A 24,320-nucleotide genomic window follows, 5' to 3' on the forward strand; every position below is an offset into this window, starting at 1 on the left:
CCCTCGCCTCCTGTGGTGCCCGCGGTTTCCCGCGGGCACCACAGGAGTCCGGCGCGGCGGGCGTGTCTTCTCGACCGGTGCGGCCCGTGCCCGATAGGAGTAGGGATCTCTCCCCCTTCCTGATCGAGATCGGTGATCGATTGTGCCAGGGGCGGGGACGCGCAGAGGGCTTCTGGTCTCCAGGCGCTGGATCCAGGCGGCGGCGCTGGTGTCGGTGTTCGGGTTCTTCGTCATGGGCGTGCTCGCCCTCCGTACGTACGCCGCGAAGCCGCCCGTGCCGCGGCTGGTGGCGAGCGAGTCCGGGCAGGAGGTGTTCACTGGCCGCGACGTCGCCGACGGGCAGCAGGTCTTCCTCGCCAACGGGCTCATGCAGTACGGGTCGGTGCTCGGGCACGGGGGCTATCTCGGGCCGGACTACACGGCCGACTACCTGCGCCGGGCCGCCACCATCGCCCTGCGGGCCCACGGCGGCGGCGACCGTGCCCGTGAGCAGGTCAGGCAGGAGTTCCGCGCCAACCGTTACGACCCCCGCTCAGGGGTGCTGACCTACACGCCGGCGCAGGCGGACGCCTTCACCGCCCTCGTCGGCCACTATCGCGGCTACTTCGCCGACCCCCACACCGGCAAGGGACTGCGTCCGTACGCGATCACCGACCCGCGGCAGATCCACCAGCTCACCGCGTTCCTGTCCTGGACGGCCTGGATCGCCGCGGCAGAACGCCCCGGCGCGGGCTACTCCTACACCAACAACTGGCCCGGCGAGCCGCTGGTGGGCAACGCGCCCACCGCCGACGCCGTGCTGTGGAGCGTGGTGTCGCTGATCGCCCTGCTGGCCGGCATCGGGGCGCTGTTCGGGGCCGTCGGCCGGTGGGGCGCCCATCTGGGCTGGCGCGGCCGTCAGGCGGAGGCCGTCGACTTCCGCTCCCCCGACCAGGTGGCGCTCACGCCCGCGCAGCGGGTCACCGCGTTCTTCTTCCTCGTCGTCGCGCTGCTCTTCCTCGCCCAGGTGCTGCTCGGCGGTGCGACGGAGCACTACCGGGCCGACCTCACGAGCTTCTTCGGCTTCGACCTGGCCGGGTTGCTGCCGTTCAACCTGGCCCGCACCTGGCACCTGCAACTGTCGCTGTTCTGGGTGGTGGCCGCCTTCCTCGCGGCCGGCATCTTCCTGGCTCCGCTCATGGCCGGGGGCGAGCCACGCGGGCAGGGGCGGCTCGCCTGGACGCTCCTGATCGCCCTGGTGGTCGTGGCGTCCGGCTCCCTCGTCGCGGAGGGGCTGAGCATCCACGGACTCGTCCCGCCGGGCAGCTTCTGGGGCAGCCAGCAGTTCGAATGGCTCGATCTCCCCCGCGTCTGGCAGATCCTGCTGGCCGCCGGCATGGCGCTGTGGGCGGTGATGATGTGGCGGGTGCTGCGCGGGACCCTGGCGAGGGACAGCCGCGGCAACCTGCCCTGGTTGTTCTTCCTGGCCGGCCTGGCGATCCCCGGCGTCTACGCGGTCGGGCTGCTGGCCCGACCGGGCGACACCTTCACCGTCACCGACTTCTGGCGGTTCTGGGTGGTGCACCTGTGGGTGGAGGACTTCCTCGAACTGTTCACCACCGTCATGGTCGCCTACATGTTCGTCCAGCTCGGCGTGGTGCGGGAGCGGGTCGCCCTCGTGGTGATCTATCTGGACGTCATCCTCTATTCGGCGGGCGGCGTGATCGGCACCATGCACCACCTGTACTTCAGCGGCGAGCCCGTGGAGCATCTCGCGCTGGGCGCGTTCTTCTCCGCGATGGAGGTCGTCCCCCTGACCTTCCTGACCGTGGAGGCGTGGTCGTTCGTGCAGCTCGGAGCGCGTCAGCACATGGAGTCGCGCACGCCGTTCCCGCATCGCTGGGCCGTGATGTTCCTGGTCGCCGTCGGCTTCTGGAACTTCCTCGGCGCGGGCGTCTTCGGCTTCCTGATCAACCTCCCGATCGTGTCCTACTACGAGATCGGCACCGGCCTGACGGCCAACCACGCGCACGGCTCGATGATGGGCGTCTACGGCATGCTCGCCGTCGCCCTGGGACTGTTCGTGCTGCGCTACCTGATCCCCGCCGGCCGGTGGCCGGAGAAGTGGGCCAGGGTCTCCTTCTTGTCCCTCAACATCGGCCTGGCCTGGATGTGCTTCGCCACCCTGCTGCCGCTCGGGTTCCTGCAACTGCACGAGTCGGTGGCCTCCGGCTACTTCGAGGCGCGCTCGCTCGGCTACCTCACCGGCAGCACCACCACGCTTCTGGAGTGGCTGCGGCTGCCCGGCGACGCGCTGTTCATCGTCGGCGGCGTGCTGCCCTTCTGCTGGATCGCCTGGCTCGGCGTACGCCACAGGGGCCGCCAGGCCGCGGCCGACCCGGCCACCGGGCTCACCCCCGCGCCCCGGCTGTCGGACGTCCGGGAGCCGGTGGACAGCGCATGATCGGTCCCTTCGTCACGGAGTCCGTCCTCGCGTACGGCTACGCGGCCGGGCTGCTCGTCACCGCCGCCGGGCTGGACCTCCTGGCCCGCCGCGTCGCCGGGCGTTCCGAACGCCATCGCGAGCCCGGCCACGCTCCCTCGCACGACGGACACGAGATCGTCCGGGGGCCGCGGCCCTGGCCGCACTCCGAGGCGGGGCGCTTCCACCGTGGGCTCGCCCTCGTGCTGGTCGTCCTGGCCGCCTCGCTGACGCTCGTCGAGGCGGTGCGTCACCCCGCCTGGCCCGACCTCGCCCTGGCCGCCGCCGCGCTCGCGGCCATCGCCGTCACGGGACGATGGCTGACCGGCCACCTGCGCGCCACCCCCGCGGACTTCCCCGAACCCGGGCAGAAAGCCGCGAATCACGACCGGTAGTGCCTTTCCGGGGCGTCAACTGACGGCGTACTCGCTGAAGCCGCCGCAGGGGATGAAACCAAGACGGCGATAGACGGGTTCCCCGGCCGACGACGCCTGGAGGACCACGGTGCGGTGCCCCTCGTCGTACGCGACGCGCAGGGCCGCCGAGGTGACGGCACCGCCGTGTCCGCGCCGGCGGTCCGGCGCCACGGTGGCGATGTTGTAGATTCCGGCGACTCCCGCGTGGCGGAAGACCTCGGCGGAGCAGACGGGGCGGCCTCCCACGTAGCCCACCAGATAGCGGGCCGGGCAGCCGGGGGCGAGCGCCCGTGTGGCGGCATCCCCGAAGAACCGGCGCACCGTGACGGCGGGCGGGTTCCAGTTCGCCGCCAGGACGCTCGCGTAGTCGGCCAGTTGCCCGGGAGTGGTGACGCGGCGGATGTCGAGTTCCCCGGCCCGGGGCACGGACGGCGCCGCGTGCAGGTCCTTCCACATGCCCGTCTCGGTCTCGGAGGGCCGAAGGCCGGCGTCTTCCAGGAGCGAGGCGAGGTTCGGCGGTTCGGGGCCCGCGTGCGAACAGCGCGCCGTCCCCCGAGCAGCGCGGTGCCTCTGCTCAGGGGACGGCGTGGTCGGCGGCCGGAAGGCTCCGGGGCGGGGTTCACGCGCTCTTGACGGTGCGGTTCAGACGCAGGGCGGAGACGAGGAAGAAGATGCCGCCGAAGAGCGCATAGCCGGCGAGGTTGGTCAGCGACGCGGCCGGGGTGCCGGCCTGGACGATGAACGCGGTGCCGGCGACCGCGGAGATCCCTCCGCAGAGGATCATCGCCCACTGGCCGCCGAGGCTGCGCCGGCTGACGCCCACGATGAGCTGCACGATTCCGGCGGTGATCGCCCACGCGCCCCAGACCCGCAGCGCCGCGGGCACGCCCGAGGACGCCGTGACGGCCAGGCCGACGGCGGTCAGCAGGCTGAGGACCAGGTTGACGTACAGGGCCGCGGTGGGGCGCGCGGTCGTGGAGCGCAGATCGACGAGCGCCGCGGCGACGTCGAACAGCGGATAGATCACGAGCAGGGCCGTGCCCAGCGGGCTGGTGGCCGGTTGCGTCAGGAACAGCAGGATCGCCCAGACGAGGGCGAACGCGAAGCGCACGACGTAGAGGTTCCGCAACGCCATGGCGGTGCGGCCGGCGCTTCTGTCGGCGACGGTGGTCATGGTCTCCCCTTTTCGGCAGGCAAGCTAGGTAGAATGACTAGTAACTCTACTTGGCAGACGGTAGCCCGCCGGCGAGTCCGGCGCAAGGGAGGAATGCGTATGATCTCGAGCATGAGCAGCAGCCCCATGCGTGAGCGCCTCGTCGACGCGGCGACCGAGCTGTTCTACGCGCATGGGCTCCGCGCGGTGAGCGTCGACAAGGTCATCGACCTCGCCGGCACGACGAAGGTCACGTTCTACCGGCACTTCAAGAGCAAGGACGACCTCGTCGTCGCCTACCTCGAACGCCGCGCCGCCCTGGAGCGGGACGGCATCTGCGCGGCCGTCAAGCAGGGCGACGGCGATGTCGACGCCACCCTGCGGGCGATCGCGGAGGCGATCGGGACGATCGCCTGCACGCCCGGCTTCCGCGGCTGTCCCTTCATCAACGCCGCCGCCGAATACCCCGACGCGGACAGCCCGATCCGCAAGGCCGTCGAGGCGCATCGCCGCTGGAACAGGACGGCGTTCGAGCAGCTCGTCGCCCCGCTCGGGGTCACGAACGCCGCCGAGGTCGCCGACGACCTGATGCTGATCCGCGACGGCGCCATGGTCGCCGGATATCTCGACCAGCCGGCCACCGTCGCCGCCTCGTTCCTCCGCAGCAGCCGGGCCGTCATCGGCATCGGCGACTCGCCCCGGAGCTGATCGGGCCACCCCCCGGCCGAGCCGATCCTCCCGTCTGACCGGCTCGGACCGAAGGTCCCACGATCAGGGGACTTCACGCCGGTCTGAGCGTGCCGTACGGCACCTGTGGCGCGGCTGGTGATCGCGGTTTCCTTGAGATGTCGAGAAAAGAGATAAGACGTCGAAAGGGGCCGGTCATGGCCACCGTCGAAAGGCGCGAGCAGAGGAATCACCACCTCCACGCCGCCGCTCCCACCGTCCCCGCCCCCCGCACGCCCGGCGAGACGCCCGCCACCACGGGAACCGGTCCGGTCCGGTACGTGTGGGCCGCCGCCCGCATCGCCATCGGCTGGGTGTTCCTGTGGGCCTTCCTGGACAAGCTGTTCGGCTGGGGCTTCGCCACCCCCGCCGCCAAGGCGTGGATCAACGGCGGCAGCCCGACCACCGGCTTCCTCAAGGGCACCGCCGAGCACACGTTCGGCGGCCTGTTCGGCGCCCTCGCGGGTCAGGCCTGGGTCGACTGGCTGTTCATGACCGGCCTCGCCGGCATCGGCACCGCACTCGTCCTCGGCATCGGCATGCGCATCGCCGCCGGGGCGGGAGGGCTGCTCCTGCTGATGATGTGGGCCGCCGAACTGCCGCTGACCACCAACCCCTTCATGGACGAGCACATCGTCTACGCCATCGTCCTGGCGGGCCTCGCCCTCGCGGGCGCCGGCACCACCCTCGGGCTCGGCACCCGGTGGGCCGCCATCCCGCTCGTCCGCCGCTTCCCGATCCTCAAGTAGACCCGCGGCCCGTCGGCTCCGGCGCCCACCCCCGCCCCCAGGGGTGGGCGCCTGCTTTACCGGGCCGACCCGCCGCCGAACTGGCGGGTGCCTCTTCGCGGAGACGGCCTACTGACGGCCTACTGCTCGCGGGGCAGGCCGGGCGGGTTGATCAGGGATTCGGGGACGGCCTCGTTGGACAGGCCCCAGCGGGCGAGCACCTTGCCGTAGGTGCCGTCCTTGATGAGCGCGTTGAGGGCGTCGGCGATCGGCTTGGCAAGGCCGTTGCCCTTCTGCGTCATCGCGGCGATGAGGCCCTGGAGCGTGGGACCGGCGCCGGAGAAGGTGCCGACGATCTTCGTGTCTCCGCTCACCGCGGCGTGATACGCGGAGGTCGGGTTGGGCCCGAAGTACGCCTGGATCCGGCCCGACTTGAGCGCCAGGTAGGTGTCGGCCGCCTGCTTGTAGTACTGGATCCGGACGGGCTTCAGCCCGGCGGCCTGGTTCTGCTTGTCCCAGCCCAACAGGATCTTCTCCTGGTTGGTGCCGGAGCCCACGGCCACGCTGAGCCCGGCGACGTCGGCGGGCTTGGCGATCGAGGTGATCGTGCTGTCCTTCGGCACCTCCCAGGCGAGCTGGTCCAGCCGGTAGGTGGCGAAGTCGTAGATGTCCTTGCGTTCCTCGGTGACGGTGATGTTGGAGAAGCCGGCGGCGTACTTGCCGGACCGCACCGCGAGGAACAGGTTCTCCCACGACGTGGCCTCGATGCGCAGCTTGAGGCCGAGCACGTCGGCGACGAGGGAGGCGATGTCCTCCTCCACCCCGATCGGGGTGACGTTGTCGTCGGCGACGAACGACAGCGGCGGCTCGAACGTGGAGGTGCCGATCAGGAACTCCCCCTTGTCCCGGATCGCGGCGGGCACCTCGGCGGCGATCGCCTCCACCTTCGCGGCCCGGATCCGGTTCTGCTCCGGACTCGTGTTGATCTTCAAGACGCCGGGCGGGACGGCCTCGGCCTCCACAGCGACGGTGCCGTCGTCGGGAACCGTGCCGCAGGCGGCGAGCAGCAGCAGCAGCGCGGACGCGCCCAGCACGGACAACCGGGATAGGGATGGCATGCGATTCCTTGGGGGGTCAGAGCACCTTGCTGAGGAAGGCGCGTGTGCGGTCGTGCGCCGGCCGGTCGAGCACCTGCCCGGGCGGGCCGTGCTCGATGATCTGACCGGCGTCCATGAAGACCACGGTGTCGGCGACCTCGCGGGCGAAACCGATCTCGTGGGTGACGACGATCATGGTGGTGCCGCTGCGGGCGAGCGCCTTCATCACTTCCAGCACCTCGCCCACCAGCTCGGGGTCGAGTGCCGAGGTGGGCTCGTCGAACAGCACGACCTTGGGCCGCAGCGCCAGGGCCCGGGCGATCGCGACCCGTTGCTGCTGTCCCCCGGACAGCTGCCGCGGATATGCGTCGGCCTTGTCCGACAGGCCCACCTGCTCCAGCAGCTCGGCCGCCAGCGCCTCGGCCTCCTCGCGAGGGCGGCCCTGGGCCGAGATGGGGGCCTCGGTCACGTTCTCCCTGACGGTGAGATGGGGGAACAGGTGGAAGTTCTGGAAGACGAAGCCGATCTGGGTGCGCCTGCGCAGGATGTCGCGTTCCCGCAGCTCGTACAGCCGGTCTCCGGACCGCCGGTAGCCGACGAGCTCGCCGTCGATGGCGACGTAGCCGCGATCGATCTTCTCCAGGTGGTTGATGCTGCGCAGCAGCGTCGACTTGCCCGATCCGGACGGACCGATGATCACCGTCACCTCGCCGGGCCGGACCGTCAGGTCCACCCCGCGCAGGACCTCCAGCGGGCCGTAGCTCTTGTGCACGCCGCGCACGTCGACCATGGGGGTGCTCATCGCCGCCCGCCTCCGTCCCAGGCCGGGCCCTGCCGCCGGGCGGCCCGCCGTACGGCGAGGATCCGGCGCGCCCGCTCCAGCGGCGTGGGCGGCAGTGCCCGCGCGAGGCCACGGCCGAACCTGCGTTCCACGTGGTGCTGCACGACCGACAGCACCGTGGTGAGGACGAGATACCAGATCGCGGCCACGAGCAGCATCGCGATCACCCGGCCGTTGCGGTTGTAGATCACCTGGACCTGGTAGAAGAGCTCGGGCAGCGCCATGATGTAGACGACCGAGGTGCCCTTGACCAGGCCGATGATCTCGTTTCCGGCCGCCGGGACGATCGACCGCATGGCCTGCGGAAGCTGGATCCGGAAGATCTGCCTGGCCCTCGGGATGCCGAGCGCGGCGGCCGCCTCCAGCTGGCCAGGGTCGACCGAGAGGAAACCGCCCCGCACGATCTCCGCGGCGTACGCCGCCTGGTGCAGCGCCAGGCCGAGCGCGGCGGCCGTCACCGGCCCGATCAGGTCCATCGAGTCGACGGAGAAGAACGCGGGCCCGAACGGCACCCCGAACGAGATCTGCTTGTACAGCGCGGCGAGGTTGTACCAGAACAGCAGTTGCAGGATGAGCGGCACCGACCGGAACAGCCACACGTAGCCCCAGGCCGCCGACGCGAGCAGCGGGACGCGCGACAGCCGCATCAGCGCGAGCACGGTGCCCAGCAGGAAGCCGAGCACGATGCCGAGCGCGGTCAGCTCCACCGTGAACAGCACCGCGCGCAGCACCGAGGGGTGGAACAGGTACGCGCCGACGACCGGCCAGTCCCAGGCCGGGTTGGTGATCAGTGCGTTGACCGCCATCGCCAGCAGCACCGCGACCACCGCGCCGGCGATCCAGCGCCCTGGGTGGCGTGCCTTGACGACGGTCAGGGAGCCGGCGGACTCGGCCGCCGTCTCCTCCAGCACGGCGGGCGCGGTCACCGCGCCCCGGACGTCTGACATGTCTTCATCTTCAGCACATAGACGCAATACCGTCAACACCTACTTGTTTAGTAGGTTTTTATCTAGGATACGTGGCAGGCGGACGAACGACAGGAGGTCCGATGCCGAAGGCATATGTGTTCACCCGATACGGAGGCCCGGAGGTCGAGGCGTTCGCGGACGTCGAACGGCCGGTGCCCGGTCCCGGGCAGGTGCTCGTGGCGGTGCGCGCCGCCGGAGTCAACCCCGTGGACTGGAAACAGCGCGAGGGTCACCTCGCGCAGATCGTCCCGGTCGAGTTCCCGGCCGTGTTCGGCCGCGAGGTGTCCGGAGTGGTCGAGCAGACGGGGGACGGCGTCACCGAGTTCGCGGCCGGTGACGCGGTGTTCGGCAACACGGTCGCCGGCGGATTCGCCAGGTACGCGCTGCTCCCCCGCGAGCTGACCGCGCGCAAGCCCGACGGCCTGTCGTTCGCCGACGCGGCGACCCTGCCCGTGGCGGCCGCCACCGCCTACGACGGCGTGCGCCAGCTCGGACTGCCGGCCGGCGCCACCCTGCTGATCACCGGCGTCGGCGGCGGGGTCGGAGTGGCGGCGGCGCAGATCGCCAGGCACACCGGCGTCACCGTGATCGGCACGGCCGGCCCCGGCAAGAAGGACTTCGTGGAGTCGCTCGGCGTCGTCCACGTCGAGCCGGGGCCCGGCGTGGCCGACCGGATCCGCGCGGCCGCGCCGGACGGCGTCGACGCGGTTTACGACCTGGTCGGCGGCGCCGCGCTGGAGGAGGCGGCCGAGGTGCTGAAGGACCGGTCGAAGCTGATCAGCGCGGCCGACGGGGAGACGGTCACGCGGCTCGGCGGTTCCCTCGTCCTGCGAGCGCGTGACAGGGCGACGCTCGAAGCGGTGGCCGACCTCGCCGCGAGCGGCGCCCTCCGGCCGTACGTCACGCGGACCTTCCCCCTCGCGCAGGCTCCCGAGGCCCTGCGCGCGGTGGAGGACGGCCACGCCCGCGGCAAGATCGTGATCGAGGTGGACGCGTGAGCGCCGGCCGCGGCGAGGCGCCCCGAGGGGAGCCGAAGTGAGCGACCGGCACCTCCTGGACAACCCCGCGTGGGCGTCGCTGACCGGCCCGCACGCGCGCTTCGCCGAACGGTGCGGCGGCGCGCTGCGCTACCCGGACGATGTGTCCCCGTTCTTCGCGCTGCCCGACGAGCCCGGCCCCGCGGACTGGAACGACCTGGCCAAGCTCGCGGGGCCGGGTGCGACGGTCGCGGTCACCGGCGACGCCATCGCGGCGCCGGACGGGTTGCCGGACGGGTGGGAGGTGGTCGCGCACGGCGAGGGCGTGCAACTCGTCGGCGACGACGTGGTCCCCGCCCCCGACGACGAGGCGGTCCGCCTGCGGGCGGCGGACGTGCCCGAGATGCTGGATCTCGTCGCGCGCACGCAGCCGGGCCCGTTCCGGCCGCGCACCATCGAGATGGGCACCTACCTGGGCATCCGCCGCGGCGGCGCGCTGGTCGCGATGGCCGGGGAGCGGCTGCACCCGCCCGGCTGGACGGAGATCAGCGCGGTCTGCACCGATCCGGCCTTCCGCCGCCAGGGCCTGGCGTCGCGGCTGGTCCTGGCCGTCGCCGCCGGCATCCGCGCCCGCGGCGAGACGCCGTTCCTGCACGCCGCCGCGAGCAACGTCTCCGCCATCCGGGTCTACGAGGCGCTCGGCTTCCGCCTGCGCCGGCGGACGACGTTCGCCACCGTACGCGTGCCCGCCGACATGCCGGTCGCGTGAGACCGGCAGATCGGGCGACCGTTTCACGACACCAGGAGTCCTCGTGACCAAGCAGATCCATCTCGCCGCGCACTTCCCCGGCGTGAACAACACCACGGTCTGGTCCGATCCCGCGTCGGGCAGCCAGATCGACTTCGACTCGTTCCGTCACCTGGCCCAGACGGCCGAACGCGGGAAGTTCGACTTCTTCTTCCTGGCCGAAGGGCTGCGGCTGCGCGAGGCGAAGGGACGCATCCACGACCTGGACGTCGTGGGACGCCCGGAGTCGCTCACCGTCCTTTCCGCCCTGGCCGCCGTCACCACCCACCTGGGGCTCGCCGCGACCGTCAACTCCACCTTCAACGAGCCGTACGAGGTGGCGCGGCGGCTCGCCACGCTCGACCACCTGAGCGGCGGCCGGGCCGCGTGGAACGTGGTGACCAGCTTCGACGCCTTCACCGGGGAGAACTTCCGCCGGGGCGGCTTCCTCGCCGAGGCCGACCGGTACACCCGGGCGAAGGAGTTCCTGCAGACCGCCAGGGAGCTGTGGGACTCGTGGGCGGCGGACGCGGTGGCCGCCGACGCGCGGTCGGGGCGGTTCCTGCGGCCCGGCGGCGTCACGCCGTTCCGCCACCAGGGCCGGCACTTCGACATCTCGGGGCTGTTCAACGTGCCGCGCGGCCCGCAGGGCCACCCGGTGATCATCCAGGCCGGCGACTCCGACGAGGGCCGCGAGTTCGCCGCGTCGTCGGCCGACGTGATCTTCAGCAGGCACAGCAAGCTTGAGGAGGGCCGCGCCTTCTACCGTGACGTCAAGCGCAGGCTCGCGGCGTACGGCAGACGGCCCGAGGACCTCAAGATCCTGCCCGCGGTGACGTACGTGCTGGGCGACACCGAGGCCGAGGCCGCCGAGCGTGCCGTCGAGATCCGCCGCGCGCAGGTGAGCCCGCAGACGGCGCTCTACTTCCTGGAGGCCGTGTGGGGCCGCGACCTGTCGGGATACGACCCCGACGGCCCGCTGCCCGACGTCGAGCCGAACCTGGACGAGGGCGTGACCAAGGGCCACGCGGCGTTCCGCCGCGACCGCGGCGAGCTGGTGGCCAAGTGGCGCGCCCTCGCCGAGGAGAAGAACCTGTCGATCCGCGAGCTCGCCATCGAGGTCTCCACGCCGCAGACCTTCATCGGCACGCCGCGGACGGTCGCCGACGAGATCGACCACTTCGTGCAGTCCGACGCGGCCGACGGCTTCATCTTCGTCCCCCACCTGACCCCGGGCGGGCTGGACGACCTGGTCGACAAGGTCGTCCCCCTGTTGCAGGAGAAGGGCGTGTTCCGGGCCGACTACACCGGGCCCACCCTCCGCGACCACCTCGGCCTCGCCCCCCGCACTCCGAACCGCATCGAGGAGACCTCATGACCCTGCATCTCGCCGTCGCGCTGGACGGGGCGGGCTGGCACCCGGCCGCGTGGCGGGCCGAGGGCGCGCGGCCCGACCGGCTGTTCACCCCCGGATACTGGGCCGAGCTCGTCGCCGAGGCGGAGCGCGGCCTGCTCGACTTCGTCACGTTCGAAGACGCGCTCGGCCTGCAGTCCTCCCGGCTCAACGAGCCGGACGGCCGCCTCGACCAGGTGCGCGGGCGGCTCGACGCGGTGCTGATCGCCTCGCGGGTGGCCCCGCTGTCCTCGCGGATCGGCCTCGTGCCGACCACGAGCACGACGCACACCGAGCCGTTCCACGTCGCGATCGGCATCGCCTCGCTCGACCACATCAGCCGCGGCAGGGCCGGCTGGCGGCCCCAGATCTCCGGCCGTCCCGACTACGTCGCGCACTTCGGCCGCCGCCCTCCGTTCCCGCCGCAGGACTACTCCCTCGACCGGGATCCCGCCTTCGCCGAGCACGTGCGGGCCCTGTTCGCCGAGGCCGCCGACGCGGTCGAGGTGGTCCGCCGCCTGTGGGACAGCTAGGAGGACGACGCCGAGATCCGCGACGTCGCGACCGGCCGCTTCATCGACCGCGACAAGCTCCACTACATCGACTTCCGCGGCGAGTTCTTCAGCGTGAAGGGCCCCTCGATCACGCCGCGCTCCCCGCAGGGCCAGCCGCTGGTCACCTCCCTGGCCCACGACAGGCTGCCGTACGAGTTCGCGGCCCGGTCCTCCGACGTCGTGTACGTCACGCCGCGCGACCGGGAGGACGCGGCGGCGATCGTCGGAAGCGTACGGGCCGCGGAGGCGGCGGTGGGACGCACCGAGCCGCCGTTGCGGATCTTCGCGGATCTCGTGGTGTTCCTCGACGCCCACGACGCGGCCGGGCGCAAGGCCCGGCTGGACGACCTCGACGGCGCGGCGTTCGAGTCGGACGCCCACGTCTTCACCGGCACCCCCGAGGAGCTCGCCGGGCTGCTGCTGGAGTGGCGGGAGGCGGGGCTGGAGGGCTTCCGGCTCAGGCCGGGCGTGCTGCCGCACGACCTGACGGCGATCACCCGTGGCCTGGTGCCCGCCCTGCAGAACGCGGGCGCGTTCCGGTCGGCGTACGACACGGCGGACCTGCGCGGGCGGCTCGGCCTGGACCGCCCCGCCAGCCGCTACGCGGCCTGAAGTCGTGTGCGGGGCGAGGCGGCCGGGCTCGCCCCGCACAGCTTCATCCGGGGAGCCGGGGCACGGCCGCCAGCAGCTCCCGGGTGTACGGATGCCGGGGATGACGGAAGACCTCGCCGGCGTCGCCCTCCTCCACGACACGGCCGTCCTTCATCACCAGGACCCGGTCGCTCAGGTGGCGGACGACGCCCAGGTCGTGGGAGATGAACAGCAGCGCCGTCCCGTCCTCGGCCTGGATCTCGGCCAGCAGGTCGAGCACCTGGGCCTGCACGGACACGTCGAGCGCGGAGACGGGCTCGTCGCAGATCAGCACCTCGGGCCGGGACGCGAGCGCGCGGGCGATGGCCACCCGCTGCCGCTGGCCGCCGGACAGCTCGCGCGGACGCCGGCCGAGCAGTTCGGGCGGCAGCCCCACCCGGCCCAGCAGCTCGACCGCGCGTTCCCTGCGCCGGCCGCGCGGCAGCGCCGACAGCGGGTCGGTGACCAGGCGGCCCACCGTGTGGCGCGGGTCGAAGGAGTCGAGCGGGTTCTGCGCGATCACCTGGATCGCGGGACGGAGAGGGCGCCGCCGCCGCTCGGGCAGGGCGCTCCACGGGCCTCCCCGCAGGCTCACCTCGCCCGCGTCGGGCGCGAGCAGGCCGAGGGCCAGCCGTGCGAGGGTCGTCTTGCCCGACCCCGACTCGCCGACGACGCCGAGCGTCTCCCCCGCGTGCAGGCGGAAGGAGACGCCGTCCACGGCCTTGCGCGAGCCGTACGCGACCGACAGCCCCGTGGCGGCGAGCACGGGATCGCGCGGGGCCGGGGTGAGGGACGGGGTGGAGGCCGGGGAGCGGGACGGCCGGCGCGGCGCGGTAGACGCGGAGGGCACGGCGGCGAGCAGTGCCCGCGTGTAGTCGTGCCGCGGAGTCGTCAGCACCTCCCGCGCCGGGCCGTCCTCGACCACCAGGCCGTCCTTCATGACCAGGACGCGGTCGGCCATGGTGGCCACCACGGCGAGGTCGTGGCTGATCATCAGCAGCGCCGTCCCGGCCGCCTTCCGATCCGCGAGCAGCCGCAGGATCTGGGCCTGCACGGTCACGTCGAGGGCGGTCGTGGGCTCGTCCGCGATGATCAGCTCGGGCTCGGCGGCGATGGCGGAGGCGATCAGCGCCCGTTGCCGCAGCCCGCCGGACAGCTGGTGGGGGTGCTGCCCCACGCGGGTCTCCGGGTCCGGTATGCCCACGGCCGCCAGCAGCTCCCGTACGCGCTCCGGCCGGGCCCGGCGGGGCACCACGTCGTGCTCGGCCAGCACCTCGGTGATCTCGGCCCCCACGGTGCGCAGCGGGTCGAGCGAGACGAGGGCGTCCTGCAGGACCAGCCCGGCGAACCTGCCGCGCAGGCGGCGCCACTCGCGCGGGCCGAAGGTCAGGGCGTCCCCGCCGCCGACGCGGAACGCCGACGCCCGCACCGTCGCGCCCGGGCCCGCCAGGCCGATGAGCGAGCGGGCGGTCACGCTCTTGCCCGACCCCGACTCGCCGACCAGGGCGACGCACTCCCCCGGCGCGATCGACAGCGACACCCCGCGTACGGCCTCGACGCCGGAGGCGGGGAACGAGACCCGCAGGTCCTCCACCGCGACCAGCGGCGCGGCGCCGGCGGCGGGATGGGCGCGGGTGACCGCGAGCTCTGTCATGGTGTCCTTCCCTCGAAACGCCGCTGAAGATGCCGCCCGGCCACGGTCAGGCACACGACCGACAGGGTGAGGGCCACCCCCGGGGAGAAGGCCACCCACGAGGCGACCCGCAGGTAGTCCCGCGACTCGGCCAGCATGGTGCCCCACTCCGGGGCGGGCGGCTGGGGTCCCATGCCGAGGAAGCTGAGGCCGGATGTGGCGATGACGGCCTGACCGAGCCCGATCGTGGCCAGCACGGGGACGGGCCCGACGACGTTGGGCAGCACGTGCCGCACGATCACGCGGAGCCGCGAGTGGCCGAACGTCACCGCCTGCTCGACGTAGCCGGAGCGGCGCACGACGAACGTCTGCGCCCGCACGACACGCGCGTACGTGGGGATCTGGGCGATCCCGATGGCGGCGACGACGTTCCAGGTGCCGGGGCCCGTGATGGCGATCACGAGGAGCGCGAGCAGCAGCTCGGGGAAGGTCGACAGCACGTCGAACAGGCGGGCCAGCGCCTCGCCGGCGAGGCGGGCCGCCAGCCCGGCGGCCAGGCCGAGCAGCGAGCCCGCGCCCACCGCGAGCGCGGTCGCGAGGGCCCCGATGCCGAGCGAGTGGCGGGCGCCGTAGACGACGCGGGCGAACACGTCCCGCCCGAGGTGGTCGGTGCCGAGCGGATGGCCCGCGCCGGGCGGGGCCAGCGCCCGCAGCGGGTCGGCCGCCAGCGGGTCGACCCGGGTGACCAGGCCCGGGGCCGCCACGGCCACGACCAGGGCGGCCAGGACGAGCAACGCGACGACGAGGCCGGGACGCACGCGGGCGCCGGGCCGGGCGGCGGATCGGACGACGGGGGCGGCGACGGCCATCACGCGCTCCTGAGCCGGGGGTCGATGAGCCGGTAGGCGAGGTCGAGCAGGGCGCTGATCGTCACGTAGACCGCCGCCGACAGGATGACGACGGCCATCACGACCGGCATGTCCTTGCCGGTGACGGCCTGCATGGTCACCCGGCCGAGCCCCGGGCGGCCGAAGAGCGCCTCGGTGATGACGGCCCCGCCGAGCAGGACACCGGTGAACCAGCCGGTGAGGGTGACGGCGGGCAGCAACGCGTGCCGCAGCGCGTGCCGGGCCACCACGGCACGCTCGCTGAGGCCGCGCGAGCGCGCCGTCACCGCGAACGGCTGCTCCAGAGCGCGTTCCAGGCCCTCCCTGAGCACCTGCCCGAGCACGCCGGCGACGGGCAGGCCGAGCGCCAGCGCGGGCAGGACGAGCGCCTGCGGGTCGGCCGCGCCCGAGACGGGAAACCAGCCGAGCGAGAACGAGAACACGAAAAGCAGCACGATACCGATCACGAACTGCGGCACCGACACCGCCACCAGCTCGGCGGCGGAGACGATCCGGCGCGGCCAGACCGACCTGCCCGCCGTCGCGACCGCCACGACGAGCGCCAGCACGACGCCGACCACGGCGGCCGCCAGGGTCAGCCGCACGGTCGGGCCCACCTGCCCGGCCAGGATTTCGCTGACGTCGCGCTGCAACTGGTAGGAGCGGCCGAGGTCGCCGTGCAGCAGCCGGCCGAGATAGCTCAGGTAGCGCACTGCCTCGGGCCGGTCCAGCCCCCACTCGGCGATGATCTGCGCCCGGATCTCCGGCGTGTCGGCGCCGTCGCCAACGAGGATGTCGACGGTGTCGCCGGGCGCCAGCAGCAGGGCGACGTACGCGGTCGTGGCCGCCGCCCACAGCACGGCCACGGCCGAGACGAGCCTGCGCACCGGCGTGCCCAGCCAGGCGGGCACCCGCAGGTCCGGAAGCCGCGGCCGCGCCGGGGGCCGCCGGGCCGGCAGCGTCGCAGTCATGCGGCGATCCGCACGTCGTAGACGCCGCGCGGCGTGCCCGAGACGGGGTCGAAGCCGAGGCCCTGCACGTTCTTGCTCGCCGCGATCTGGTCGGAGGGGACGTAGATGGGGAAGACGACCGCCTCGTCGGCCACCACCTTGCGCTGGACCTTCGCGTACAGGGCCTTCCGCTCGGCGGGGTCGGAGCTCGCCGACGCGCCGGCGAGCCACTTGTCGAGGGTGGCGTCCTCGTAGTGGGTGCGGTTGATGGCCCCGCCCCTCGGCAGGATGAGGTTGAGCGCGGCCCCGGCGTCGGAGTCGCCGCGCGAGTTCTCGAAGATCTCGTACGCGTCGTCGTCGTACGCCTTCTGCGCCGTGCCCTGGTCCACGATCTTCACCTGGAAGTCGATGCCCGCCGTCTGCTTGACCTGCGCCTGGATGGCCTGGGCCAGGATGTCCCTGCGGTCGCGGACGTACGGCGCCGCGGCCACCGAGCGGACCGTCAGCCGCTTGCCGTCCTTGGTCCGGTAGCCCTCGGCGTCGCGCTGGGTCCAGCCCGCCGCGTCGAGCAGCGCGTTCGCCTTGGCGGCGTCCCCGCCGTACGTCTTCTCCAGCGACGGGTCGTAGAACGGGCTGGTGTCGGCGACGACGCTCCAGGCCCGCTTGGCGGTGCCCTGGTAGACGGACGCCAGCACGGTGTCGAGGTCGACGGCCTCCCGGAACGCCTGCCGCACGCGCTTGTCGTCGAAGGGCGGGTGGGAGGTGTTGAAGTAGTAGGAGAACGCCGTGCCGGAGTTGAGCGCCGACTGGAAGGACAGCGAGGGATCGCTCTTGACCGTCTGGATGTCGGTGGCCGGGACGCCCTCGATGACCTGAACCTGCCCGGAGGTGAGCGCGCCGATGCGGACGGCCGCCTGTGGCAGGAAGCGGTAGGTGACCTCCGGCAGGTACGCCGGTCCCTGGTGGGCGCTGCCCTGCGGCGGCCAGTTGTAGCGGGGGTTGCGCGTGTAGTGGACCTCCTGGCCCCGCACATAGCGGTCGAGGACGAACGGGCCGGTCCCGACCACGTCCGGCCCGCCGGCCTTCAGGTCCTTGGCCTCCTTGAGGGACTTCGGGGACACCTGCCCCGCGTACGGCGAGGCGAGGAAGTCCAGGAACAGCCCGTCCCGCTCCTTCAGCGTGATCTTCAGGGTGGTGGGCGAGACCACCTCGGCCTTGTCGAAGGCGTGCAGCTGGATGGCGGCGACCGCCGGGTTGTAGCCGGGCTCGCGCAGCTTGTCGAGGTTGGCCTTCACCGCCGCCGCGTCGAACTTCGTGCCGTCCTGGAAGGTGACGTCGTCGCGCAGCTCCAGCGTGTAGGTGCGGCCGTCGTCCGAGACCCTCCACGACGTGGCGAGCCAGGGGACGAACGACCCGTCCTCGCCGCGCGCGAGGAGCGCGTCGAACTGGTTGAACACCAGCAGCCTGGCCTTGTTCTGCGCCCACAGGTGGGGGTTGAACGTGATGGGCTCGGTCTCGACGGCCCACGTGAGAGAGGTGCCGCCGCCGGTCTGCTCGGACGGCGTCTGGGAACCGCACGCGGCCAGGGCCGCGGCGAGGATGAAGGGCAGCGCGCCCCTGATGGCCTTCACAGTGCTCCTCCTGCCGTGCCGGTCTGCCATGCCTCCGCGAGCAGCTCGTAGGAGCGCACCCGGTCGGCGTGTTCGTGCGTGATCGTGGTGACCAGCAGCTCGTCCGCGCCCGTGACCCGCTGGAGCACGCGCAGCCGTTCGACGACCGTCTCCGGCGAGCCCGCGAACTGGGTGTCCACCCGGTCGGCCACGAGCTCCCGGTCGGCCTCGCTCCAGACGTGCGCGTCCGCCTCCTCGGGCGTCGGGTAGGGGATCGCCCCCTGGCCTGTGCGGATGGCGCGCACCCACAGGCCGTACGGCTTGGCCAGTTCCCTGGCCGTCGCGTCGTCCTCGGCCACGACCACGTCCGCGGAGACGACGACGTACGGCTCGGACAGCACCTTGGACGGCGTGAACGCCTCCCGGTAGGCCTCCACGGCCTCCAGCACCGACGCCGGGCTGACGTGATAGTTGGCGGCGAACGGAAGCCCGCGCTCCCCCGCCACCTTCGCGCTCTGCCCGCCGCTGCTGCCGAGGATCCACAGCTCCACTTCGGCGCCCTCGCCCGGCACGGCGTGCACCGCGATCCCGTCGGGCGACCGGTAGGTGCCCTCGAGGAAGGCGACGATCTCTTCGACCTGCTCGGCGAAGTCGGGGGTCCGCGCGCCCGGCTGTTGCAGCAGCGCGGCCTGGACGGCGAGCTGCGGCAGGCGGGCCAGCTCGGCGAAGGAGAACGCGGGCGGGATCAGCAGCCCGTCCACCACCCGCGACTCACGCGGCGCCGCGGCCGGGGCGGGTGCCTGACGGGCCTGGGCGGCCACGACCTCGGCCCTGCGCTGCCCGGAACGGCCGAGCCCGAGGTCGATCCGGCCGGGATGGAGCGCGTCGATGAGGCCGAACTGCTCGACCACCGCGATGGGCGTCTGGTGGCCGAGCTGCACCGCGCCCGAACCCACCCTGATGTGGTTCGTCGCGGCCGCGATGAGGCCGATGAGCACCGCCGGGGCCGAGCTCGCGACACCGGCCGCGAAGTGGTGCTCGGCCACCCAGTAGCGGAGATACCCGAGCCGCTCGGCGTGGCGGGCGAGGTCGATGCTGTTGCGCAACGCGTCTCCCGCGCCGCTGCCGGACGGGATCGGGGCCAGGTCGAGGATCGACAGGGGAACCGGCCGCACCGTGTTCGACTGTGCTGTCTGCTTGGGGACGGTCATGCCGGCGCTCCGGTGCTCGTGAGGGTGCTCGTGAGGGGGGGGTTCTCGGGGAACGGCCGGCTCGGGATCTCCTTGCGCAGCACGGGGGCGATGTCGCTCTGGAACAGCTCAAGGGCCTCCCGGTGCTGCGCCCGGGTCAGGCCGTCGCCGTCCGCGCTGATGTGCATGACCTCGTGGCCGAGCCGCGCGTGATAGCGCAGGACCTTGTCGATGATCTGCTGGGGGCTGCCCACGAGGATCGAGCCGCGCTCGATGGCGTCCTCCAGCGAGTGGAAGACCGGTTCCACGCCCGCTTTGCGGAACAGCGCGACCCGGGCGTCGTAGATCGGGCGATAGGTGGCGATCGCCTCCTGGGAGGTGCGTGCCGTGTAGAAGCCGGCGCTGCCCGCGCCCACCAGCGCGTCGGCCGGGTCGTGCCCGTAGTGCGCCCATCGTTCGCGGTAGTGGTCGACCAGCTCGGCGTACGGCTCGATGGGGTTGGTGACGTTCGCCGAGAACAGCGGGTCGCCATAGCGGGCGGCCAGCTCGACCGAGTCCTTGCTGGTGGCGCTGCCGTGCCAGACCCGGATCGGCCGCTGCAGGGGGCGCGGCCACGTCTCCGCGTCCGTGAGGGACGGCCGGAACCGGCCCTCCCAGGTGACCTTGTCCTCCCGCCAGAGCCTGCGGAACAGTTCGTACGCCTCCCGGTTGCGGTCCCACTGGTCTTCGGGGGTGACGTGGAAGAGCCGCGCCTGGGCCGACCCGTTCCCCTTGCCGATCATCAGCTCCAGCCGGCCGCCCGACAGGTGATCGAGCGTCGCGTAGTCCTCGTACGCCCGCACGGGGTCGAGCAGGCTGAGCGTGGTGACCGCGGTGAACAGCCGGATGCGAGAGGTCAGGGCGGCGATGTGGCTGAGCACGACCGGCGGCGACGAGGAGATGAAGGGCCGCTCGTGCCGCTCTCCCACCCCGAAGCCGTCGAAGCCCAGCTCCTCGGCGAGCACGGCGCCGTCCACGACGTCGCGGAACCGTTCGGTGGTGGATTTGGTCTCGCCGGTCAGCGGGTCTGGCCCGTGCGCGATGAGGGTGATGGCGAGGAATTTCACGGGGTCGCATACCTCCCGGGGGGCGGCTTTACCTACTAACTATGTAGGAAAAGCATGCTTTGTCAACGGCTGGGATGGGCCGGTGGCAGGATGATTGCGATAGTGGTCATTGCGGTCACGGTGCGGAGGCGGCGCCCGCCGGATCGCGGGGGGAGCCGGAGGAGGCCGATGAGCCCGAGAAACCATCGCATCGCCGTGCTCGTGCTGGAGGGCGCGAAACCGCTCGACGTCGGCATCCCGGCGCAGGTGTTCTCCAACCGGCCGAGCATGCCGTACGAGGTGCGGGTGTGCGGCCCCGCGCCCGGGCTGGTGACCGGCGGCGACGGCCTCTCCTATCACGTGGCCGAGGGCCTCGGCGCCTTCGAGGAGGCCGACACGATCTTCATCCCCGGCTACCGGGAGCCCGCGACCACGGAACCGCCGGCCGCGGTCGTCGGCGCGCTCATGGCCGCCCACGAGCGCGGCACCCGGCTCGCGGCCATCTCGACGGGGGCGTTCGCGCTGGCGGCGACGGGCCTGCTCGACGGCAAGCGGGCGACGACCCACTGGCACTACACCAAGGCCCTCGCCGCCCGGCATCCGCTCGTACGGGTGGACGAGAACGTGCTGTTCGTGGACGAGGGCGACGTGCTGACGTCGGCGGGCGCGGCGTCCGGCATCGACCTGTGCCTCCACCTGGTGCGGCGCGACCACGGCGTCGGGCTGTCCAACCACGTGGCGAGACGGCTGGTGGCGGCGCCCTACCGCAGCGGAGGCCAGGCGCAGTACGTGCCCCGCAGCGTCCCCGAGCCGCTCGGCGACCTTTTCGCGAACACGCGCGAGTGGGCCCTGGCACACCTGTCGGAACGGCTGACCCTGGAGACCCTCGCCCGGCACGCGCGGGTGTCGCCGCGCACCTTCTCCCGGCGGTTCGTGGAGGACACCGGCTACACGCCGATGCAGTGGGTGCTGCGGGCACGGGTGGATCTGGCACGCGAGCTGCTCGAACGCACCGATTTGGGTGTGGAGCAGATCGCCGACCGGGTCGGGCTCGGCACCGGCGCCAACCTGCGCCTGCACTTCCAGCGCATCCTCGGCACCTCCCCCACCGAGTATCGCCACACCTTCTCCGCCTGACGCCCGGACGGCGGTGGCGAGATCCTTGCGGACGGTGGCGAAACTTCTGGCTTGATCCTTGCGTACGATGTCTTTCGAGCCACTGTCGGCGCGGCGTCCGGGTGCCGATCATGGAGCGCGGAACGAAAGGAACGCCCATGACTCGCATCGCCGTCAACGGATTCGGCCGCATCGGACGCAACACCCTCCGCGCCCTGATCGAACGTGACAGCGACCTCGAAGTGGTCGCCGTCAACGACCTCACCGCCCCCGAGACCCTCGCGCACCTGCTGAAGTACGACAGCGCCCTCGGCCGTCTCGGCCGCTCCGTCGAGGTGGACGGCGCCGCGCTCGTGGTCGGCGGCCGCCGCATCGCGGTGCTCGCCGAACGCGAACCCGCCAAGCTGCCCTGGTCGGAGTTCGGCGTGGACATCGTGCTGGAGTCCACCGGCCGCTTCACCAAGGCGGAGGCCGCCCGCGCGCACATCGACGCCGGCGCCAGGCGCGTGCTGGTGAGCGCCCCCTCCGACGGCGCCGACGTCACCCTCGCCTACGGCGTGAACACCGAGGCGTACGACCCCGCCCGGCACGTGGTCGTCTCGAACGCCTCGTGCACCACGAACGCGCTGGCTCCGCTGGCGTCGGTGCTGGACGACCTGGCCGGCATCGAGCACGGCTTCATGACCACGGTGCACGCCTACACCCAGGAGCAGAACCTCCAGGACGGCCCGCACCGCGACCTGCGCCGTGCCCGCGCGGCAGGTGTGAACATCGTGCCCACCACCACGGGGGCCGCCAAGGCCATCGGCCTGGTGCTGCCGAACCTCGACGGCAAGCTCTCGGGCGACTCGATCCGGGTGCCGGTGCCGGTGGGCTCGATCGTGGAGCTGAACACCGCCGTCTCACGGGAGGTTGCCCGCGACGAGGTGCTCGCGGCCTACCGCGCCGCCGCCGACGGCAGGCTGAAGGGCATCCTCGACTACGCGGACGAGCCGCTGGTCTCCAGCGACATCACCGGGCAGCCCGCGTCGGCGATCTTCGATGCCGCCCTGACCCGCGTCGAGGGCAGGCACGTCAAGGTCGTGGCCTGGTACGACAACGAGTGGGGCTTCTCCAACCGGGTCGTCGACACGCTGGAGCTGCTCGCCCGCGCCTGAGCCCGCACGCCGGCCTGCCGTGCATGCGGCTCACATCGTGTGCCGGCGCTCCCGCCCGGTGCGCCACTCGGCCAGCAGCACCGTGGCGTCGTCCTGCAGCCGGCCGCGCTGGTAGACGAGGATCGAGTGGATCAGGCGGCGTAGCGACTCCGGGGCGGCGACGCCGTCGAACTCGCGCCGGATGACGAAGTCGGCGAAGCGCTCCAGCCCGAACCGCTCCCCGTCCGGGGTCTGCGCCTCGATGATGCCGTCCGTGTAGAACAGCAGCCGGTCGCCGGGCTCCAGCTGGCGGCGCGCGAGCACGGAGGCCGGGCCCAGGCGCAGGCCCATCGGGGTGTCCGGCGGGGTGTCCAGCACGCAGGCCAACCGCCCCCGCCGCAGCACGAGCGGTGGCGGATGCCCCCGGTTCACCCAGGTCAGCCATCCGGTGCGCAGATCCAGGTCGGCCAGCACCGCGGTGGCGAAACGTGAAGCGCCGAACTCCCCGGCGATCGCCTCGTCGATCGCGTCGCTGACGTCGAGCAGCCCGGCCCGGCGCCTGCGGCGGTTGTTGCGGTAGGCGCTCAGGGCGATGGCCGCGGTCAGCCCGGCGGAGGTGTCGTGCCCCATGGCGTCGAAGATCCCCAGGTGGAGGGTGGTGCCGTCGAGGGCGTAGTCGAAGGCGTCCCCGCCGACGCGGTAGGCCGGCTCCAGCGCCGCGCTCACCGTCATCGTCTCGGTCGCGAAGCTCTTGACGGGCAGCAGCGTCCACAGCATCTCGGCCGACAGGTGCATCTCCTCGGTGCGCACCAGCCGGGCGAACGCGTCGCTGTAGGCCCGCTTGCTCACCACGAGCAGCGCGACCAGGCCGCCCAGCTCGGTCAGGATCCGCTCGGTGGCCGCGTCGACCACGGGCACGGTCACGCCGAGCACCCCGACCCGTTCCGTGCCGTTCAGCATCGGCACCCACAGCCGCCGCGGCGCCTCGCTGCCGAGGGGTTCCGCGGTCTCGGCGGCGTACGGGTCGACCGCGGGACGCGCCTGGACGATCTCCAGGTCGCGGAAGGCACGGCCCGCCAGGGTCGTGTCGATGGCGAGGCGGTTCAGGGGCTCGCCGTACGCGTCGCTCTGCCCCGGCAGCGGCACGAGATACAGCGCCCGCAGGCTGGCGACGTAGATCATGACCTCGCTGAAGCCGAGCGGCCTGACGTGCTCGATGACGAATGACGCCAGGTCTTCCAGGGGCGTCAGATGGTGATCACGCACCAGACCGCCCCAGATGCGCCCGGTGTCAGGGCACCCGTTCACCTACCTCCCCCGCTGCCCGTCCTGCGGCATATTCCCGACGCTACCCCGCCCCGCTTCACACCGAACCAAGGCGCAGGCCAGGGGTTTTACCCTGTTTATGGAAGACTGAGCGGCTGTGACCCCCGTGCTCGACCTCGCCGGAATTTTCGTATTCGCCCTGTCCGGCGCGCTGGAGGGCGTACGCAAGCGGTTCGATGCGGTCGGCATCGCGGTGCTCGCGTTCTTCACGGCCGTCGGCGGCGGCATCGTGCGCGACCTGTTCATCGGCGTGCAGCCCGCCGCGCTGCGCGACACGGCCTATCTCCTCGTGCCGATCGCCGCCGCCGTCATCGCGTTCTTCTGGCATCGCCAGGTCGAACGGGCCATGCCCGGGGTGCTGGTCTTCGACGCGGCGGGCCTCGGCCTGTTCTGCGCGGTCGGGACGTCCAAGGCGCTGTATTACGGCCTCGCGCCGATGCACGCCGTGTTCCTCGGAGTCTGCACGGCGGTCGGCGGCGGCGTCCTCAGGGACGTCCTGTCCGGCGAGAAGCCGACCCTGCTCTACGACCGGGAGCTCTACGCCGTGCCGGCCATGCTCGGCTCCACGATGATGGCCGTGCTGTACGCGCTGGACGTCCGGGGGTTCACCGCCACCCTGTCCTCGGCGGTGGTCGCCTTCGCGTTCCGCATCCTCG

22 protein-coding genes and 1 pseudogene are annotated in these 24,320 nt (G+C 72.3%); 11 read left to right on the forward strand and 12 right to left on the reverse strand.

The window, feature by feature from the left end; translation table 11 throughout:
• Positions 1-142: 142 nt before the first annotated feature.
• Complete coding sequence (locus HCK04_RS24370) at positions 143-2,443, forward strand: cbb3-type cytochrome c oxidase subunit I (protein ID WP_205830651.1); 2,301 nt, start codon at positions 143-145, stop codon at positions 2,441-2,443.
• Positions 2,440-2,856, forward strand: a complete 417-nt coding sequence (locus HCK04_RS24375; RefSeq protein WP_142649712.1) for a hypothetical protein — start codon at positions 2,440-2,442, stop codon at positions 2,854-2,856. Before HCK04_RS24370 ends, HCK04_RS24375 begins: the two co-directional genes overlap by 4 nt.
• A 15-nt stretch (positions 2,857-2,871) precedes the next feature.
• Here the strand turns inward: HCK04_RS24375 and HCK04_RS24380 are convergent, their stop codons facing one another.
• Both HCK04_RS24380 and HCK04_RS24385 read right to left on the reverse strand, forming a co-directional pair.
• A complete protein-coding gene (locus tag HCK04_RS24380) occupies positions 2,872-3,333 on the reverse strand; it encodes a GNAT family N-acetyltransferase (protein ID WP_142649713.1) in 462 nt (153 codons plus the stop codon).
• A 163-nt stretch (positions 3,334-3,496) separates the two neighbouring features.
• Complete coding sequence (locus HCK04_RS24385; protein WP_142649714.1) at positions 3,497-4,051, reverse strand: hypothetical protein; 555 nt, start codon at positions 4,049-4,051, stop codon at positions 3,497-3,499.
• 111 nt (positions 4,052-4,162) lie between these two features.
• Here HCK04_RS24385 and HCK04_RS24390 point away from each other — a divergent pair, with 111 nt between their 5' ends.
• Together HCK04_RS24390 and HCK04_RS24395 are read left to right on the forward strand one after the other, a co-directional pair.
• The gene (locus tag HCK04_RS24390; RefSeq protein WP_240971761.1) at positions 4,163-4,738 is read left to right on the forward strand and encodes a TetR/AcrR family transcriptional regulator; all 576 of its coding nucleotides are present in this window, start codon (positions 4,163-4,165) and stop codon (positions 4,736-4,738) included.
• 176 nt (positions 4,739-4,914) lie between these two features.
• Entirely contained in the window at positions 4,915-5,505 is a 591-nt protein-coding gene (locus HCK04_RS24395; protein WP_240971762.1) for a hypothetical protein, read from the forward strand.
• A 119-nt stretch (positions 5,506-5,624) separates the two neighbouring features.
• On the opposite strand, the gene HCK04_RS24400 is transcribed toward HCK04_RS24395, so the two are convergent.
• Genes HCK04_RS24400 through HCK04_RS24410 form a run of 3 tightly spaced genes read right to left on the reverse strand, consistent with a single transcriptional unit; the run spans position 5,625 to position 8,369 of the window.
• On the reverse strand, positions 5,625-6,602 hold the full coding sequence (locus HCK04_RS24400; protein ID WP_142649716.1) for an ABC transporter substrate-binding protein: 978 nt from the start codon (positions 6,600-6,602) through the stop codon (positions 5,625-5,627).
• 16 nt (positions 6,603-6,618) lie between these two features.
• The gene (locus HCK04_RS24405) at positions 6,619-7,383 is read right to left on the reverse strand and encodes an amino acid ABC transporter ATP-binding protein (RefSeq protein WP_142649717.1); all 765 of its coding nucleotides are present in this window, start codon (positions 7,381-7,383) and stop codon (positions 6,619-6,621) included.
• On the reverse strand, positions 7,380-8,369 hold the full coding sequence (locus HCK04_RS24410) for an amino acid ABC transporter permease (RefSeq protein WP_142649718.1): 990 nt from the start codon (positions 8,367-8,369) through the stop codon (positions 7,380-7,382). The genes HCK04_RS24405 and HCK04_RS24410 overlap by 4 nt, the downstream gene beginning before the upstream one ends.
• 101 nt (positions 8,370-8,470) lie before the next feature.
• Here HCK04_RS24410 and HCK04_RS24415 point away from each other — a divergent pair, with 101 nt between their 5' ends.
• The 4 genes and pseudogenes from HCK04_RS24415 to HCK04_RS24430 all read left to right on the forward strand — a co-directional run bounded on the left by HCK04_RS24415 (position 8,471) and on the right by HCK04_RS24430 (position 12,713).
• On the forward strand, positions 8,471-9,388 hold the full coding sequence (locus tag HCK04_RS24415) for an NADP-dependent oxidoreductase (protein WP_142649719.1): 918 nt from the start codon (positions 8,471-8,473) through the stop codon (positions 9,386-9,388).
• Positions 9,389-9,425: 37 nt separating this feature from the next.
• Complete coding sequence (locus tag HCK04_RS24420) at positions 9,426-10,136, forward strand: GNAT family N-acetyltransferase (protein ID WP_142649720.1); 711 nt, start codon at positions 9,426-9,428, stop codon at positions 10,134-10,136.
• Positions 10,137-10,179: 43 nt separating this feature from the next.
• Positions 10,180-11,532 (forward strand): NtaA/DmoA family FMN-dependent monooxygenase, encoded by a 1,353-nt coding sequence (locus tag HCK04_RS24425; protein ID WP_142649721.1) that lies wholly within the window; start codon positions 10,180-10,182, stop codon positions 11,530-11,532.
• Positions 11,529-12,713, forward strand: a pseudogene (locus tag HCK04_RS24430) (LLM class flavin-dependent oxidoreductase). The gene HCK04_RS24425 and the pseudogene HCK04_RS24430 overlap by 4 nt, the downstream one beginning before the upstream one ends.
• A 43-nt stretch (positions 12,714-12,756) precedes the next feature.
• Here HCK04_RS24430 and HCK04_RS24435 read toward each other — a convergent pair.
• Genes HCK04_RS24435 through HCK04_RS24460 form a run of 6 tightly spaced genes read right to left on the reverse strand, consistent with a single transcriptional unit; the run spans position 12,757 to position 20,107 of the window.
• Positions 12,757-14,385: an ABC transporter ATP-binding protein gene (locus HCK04_RS24435; RefSeq protein ID WP_142649722.1), complete on the reverse strand. Its 1,629-nt coding sequence runs from the start codon at positions 14,383-14,385 to the stop codon at positions 12,757-12,759.
• Positions 14,382-15,233 carry an ABC transporter permease gene (locus tag HCK04_RS24440; protein WP_142649723.1) on the reverse strand — a complete coding sequence of 284 codons (852 nt, stop codon included), beginning with the start codon at positions 15,231-15,233 and terminating at the stop codon, positions 14,382-14,384. Before HCK04_RS24440 ends, HCK04_RS24435 begins: the two co-directional genes overlap by 4 nt.
• Complete coding sequence (locus HCK04_RS24445; RefSeq protein ID WP_142649724.1) at positions 15,233-16,222, reverse strand: ABC transporter permease; 990 nt, start codon at positions 16,220-16,222, stop codon at positions 15,233-15,235. Before HCK04_RS24445 ends, HCK04_RS24440 begins: the two co-directional genes overlap by 1 nt.
• A complete protein-coding gene (locus tag HCK04_RS24450) occupies positions 16,219-17,832 on the reverse strand; it encodes an ABC transporter substrate-binding protein (protein WP_260617390.1) in 1,614 nt (537 codons plus the stop codon). Before HCK04_RS24450 ends, HCK04_RS24445 begins: the two co-directional genes overlap by 4 nt.
• The gene (locus HCK04_RS24455; RefSeq protein WP_142649726.1) at positions 17,829-19,022 is read right to left on the reverse strand and encodes an LLM class flavin-dependent oxidoreductase; all 1,194 of its coding nucleotides are present in this window, start codon (positions 19,020-19,022) and stop codon (positions 17,829-17,831) included. The genes HCK04_RS24450 and HCK04_RS24455 overlap by 4 nt, the downstream gene beginning before the upstream one ends.
• Positions 19,019-20,107, reverse strand: coding sequence for an LLM class flavin-dependent oxidoreductase (locus tag HCK04_RS24460; RefSeq protein ID WP_142649727.1), 1,089 nt, complete (start codon positions 20,105-20,107; stop codon positions 19,019-19,021). Before HCK04_RS24460 ends, HCK04_RS24455 begins: the two co-directional genes overlap by 4 nt.
• A 168-nt stretch (positions 20,108-20,275) precedes the next feature.
• Here HCK04_RS24460 and HCK04_RS24465 point away from each other — a divergent pair, with 168 nt between their 5' ends.
• Together HCK04_RS24465 and gap are read left to right on the forward strand one after the other, a co-directional pair.
• Entirely contained in the window at positions 20,276-21,223 is a 948-nt protein-coding gene (locus HCK04_RS24465; RefSeq protein ID WP_142649728.1) for a DJ-1/PfpI family protein, read from the forward strand.
• A gap of 137 nt (positions 21,224-21,360) precedes the next feature.
• Positions 21,361-22,359, forward strand: a complete 999-nt coding sequence (gene gap, locus HCK04_RS24470; RefSeq protein ID WP_142649729.1) for a type I glyceraldehyde-3-phosphate dehydrogenase — start codon at positions 21,361-21,363, stop codon at positions 22,357-22,359.
• Positions 22,360-22,389: 30 nt separating this feature from the next.
• Here the strand turns inward: gap and HCK04_RS24475 are convergent, their stop codons facing one another.
• Positions 22,390-23,646 carry a GAF domain-containing SpoIIE family protein phosphatase gene (locus HCK04_RS24475; protein ID WP_142649730.1) on the reverse strand — a complete coding sequence of 419 codons (1,257 nt, stop codon included), beginning with the start codon at positions 23,644-23,646 and terminating at the stop codon, positions 22,390-22,392.
• 115 nt (positions 23,647-23,761) lie between these two features.
• On the opposite strand from HCK04_RS24475, the gene HCK04_RS24480 reads away from it, so the two are divergent.
• Positions 23,762-24,320: trimeric intracellular cation channel family protein (locus tag HCK04_RS24480; protein WP_142649731.1), on the forward strand; the 559-nt coding region annotated here is incomplete at its 3' end.

Source organism: Microbispora sp. CL1-1 (assembly GCF_012034195.1).
In the GTDB taxonomy this organism is placed as follows: Bacteria; Actinomycetota; Actinomycetes; order Streptosporangiales; family Streptosporangiaceae; genus Microbispora.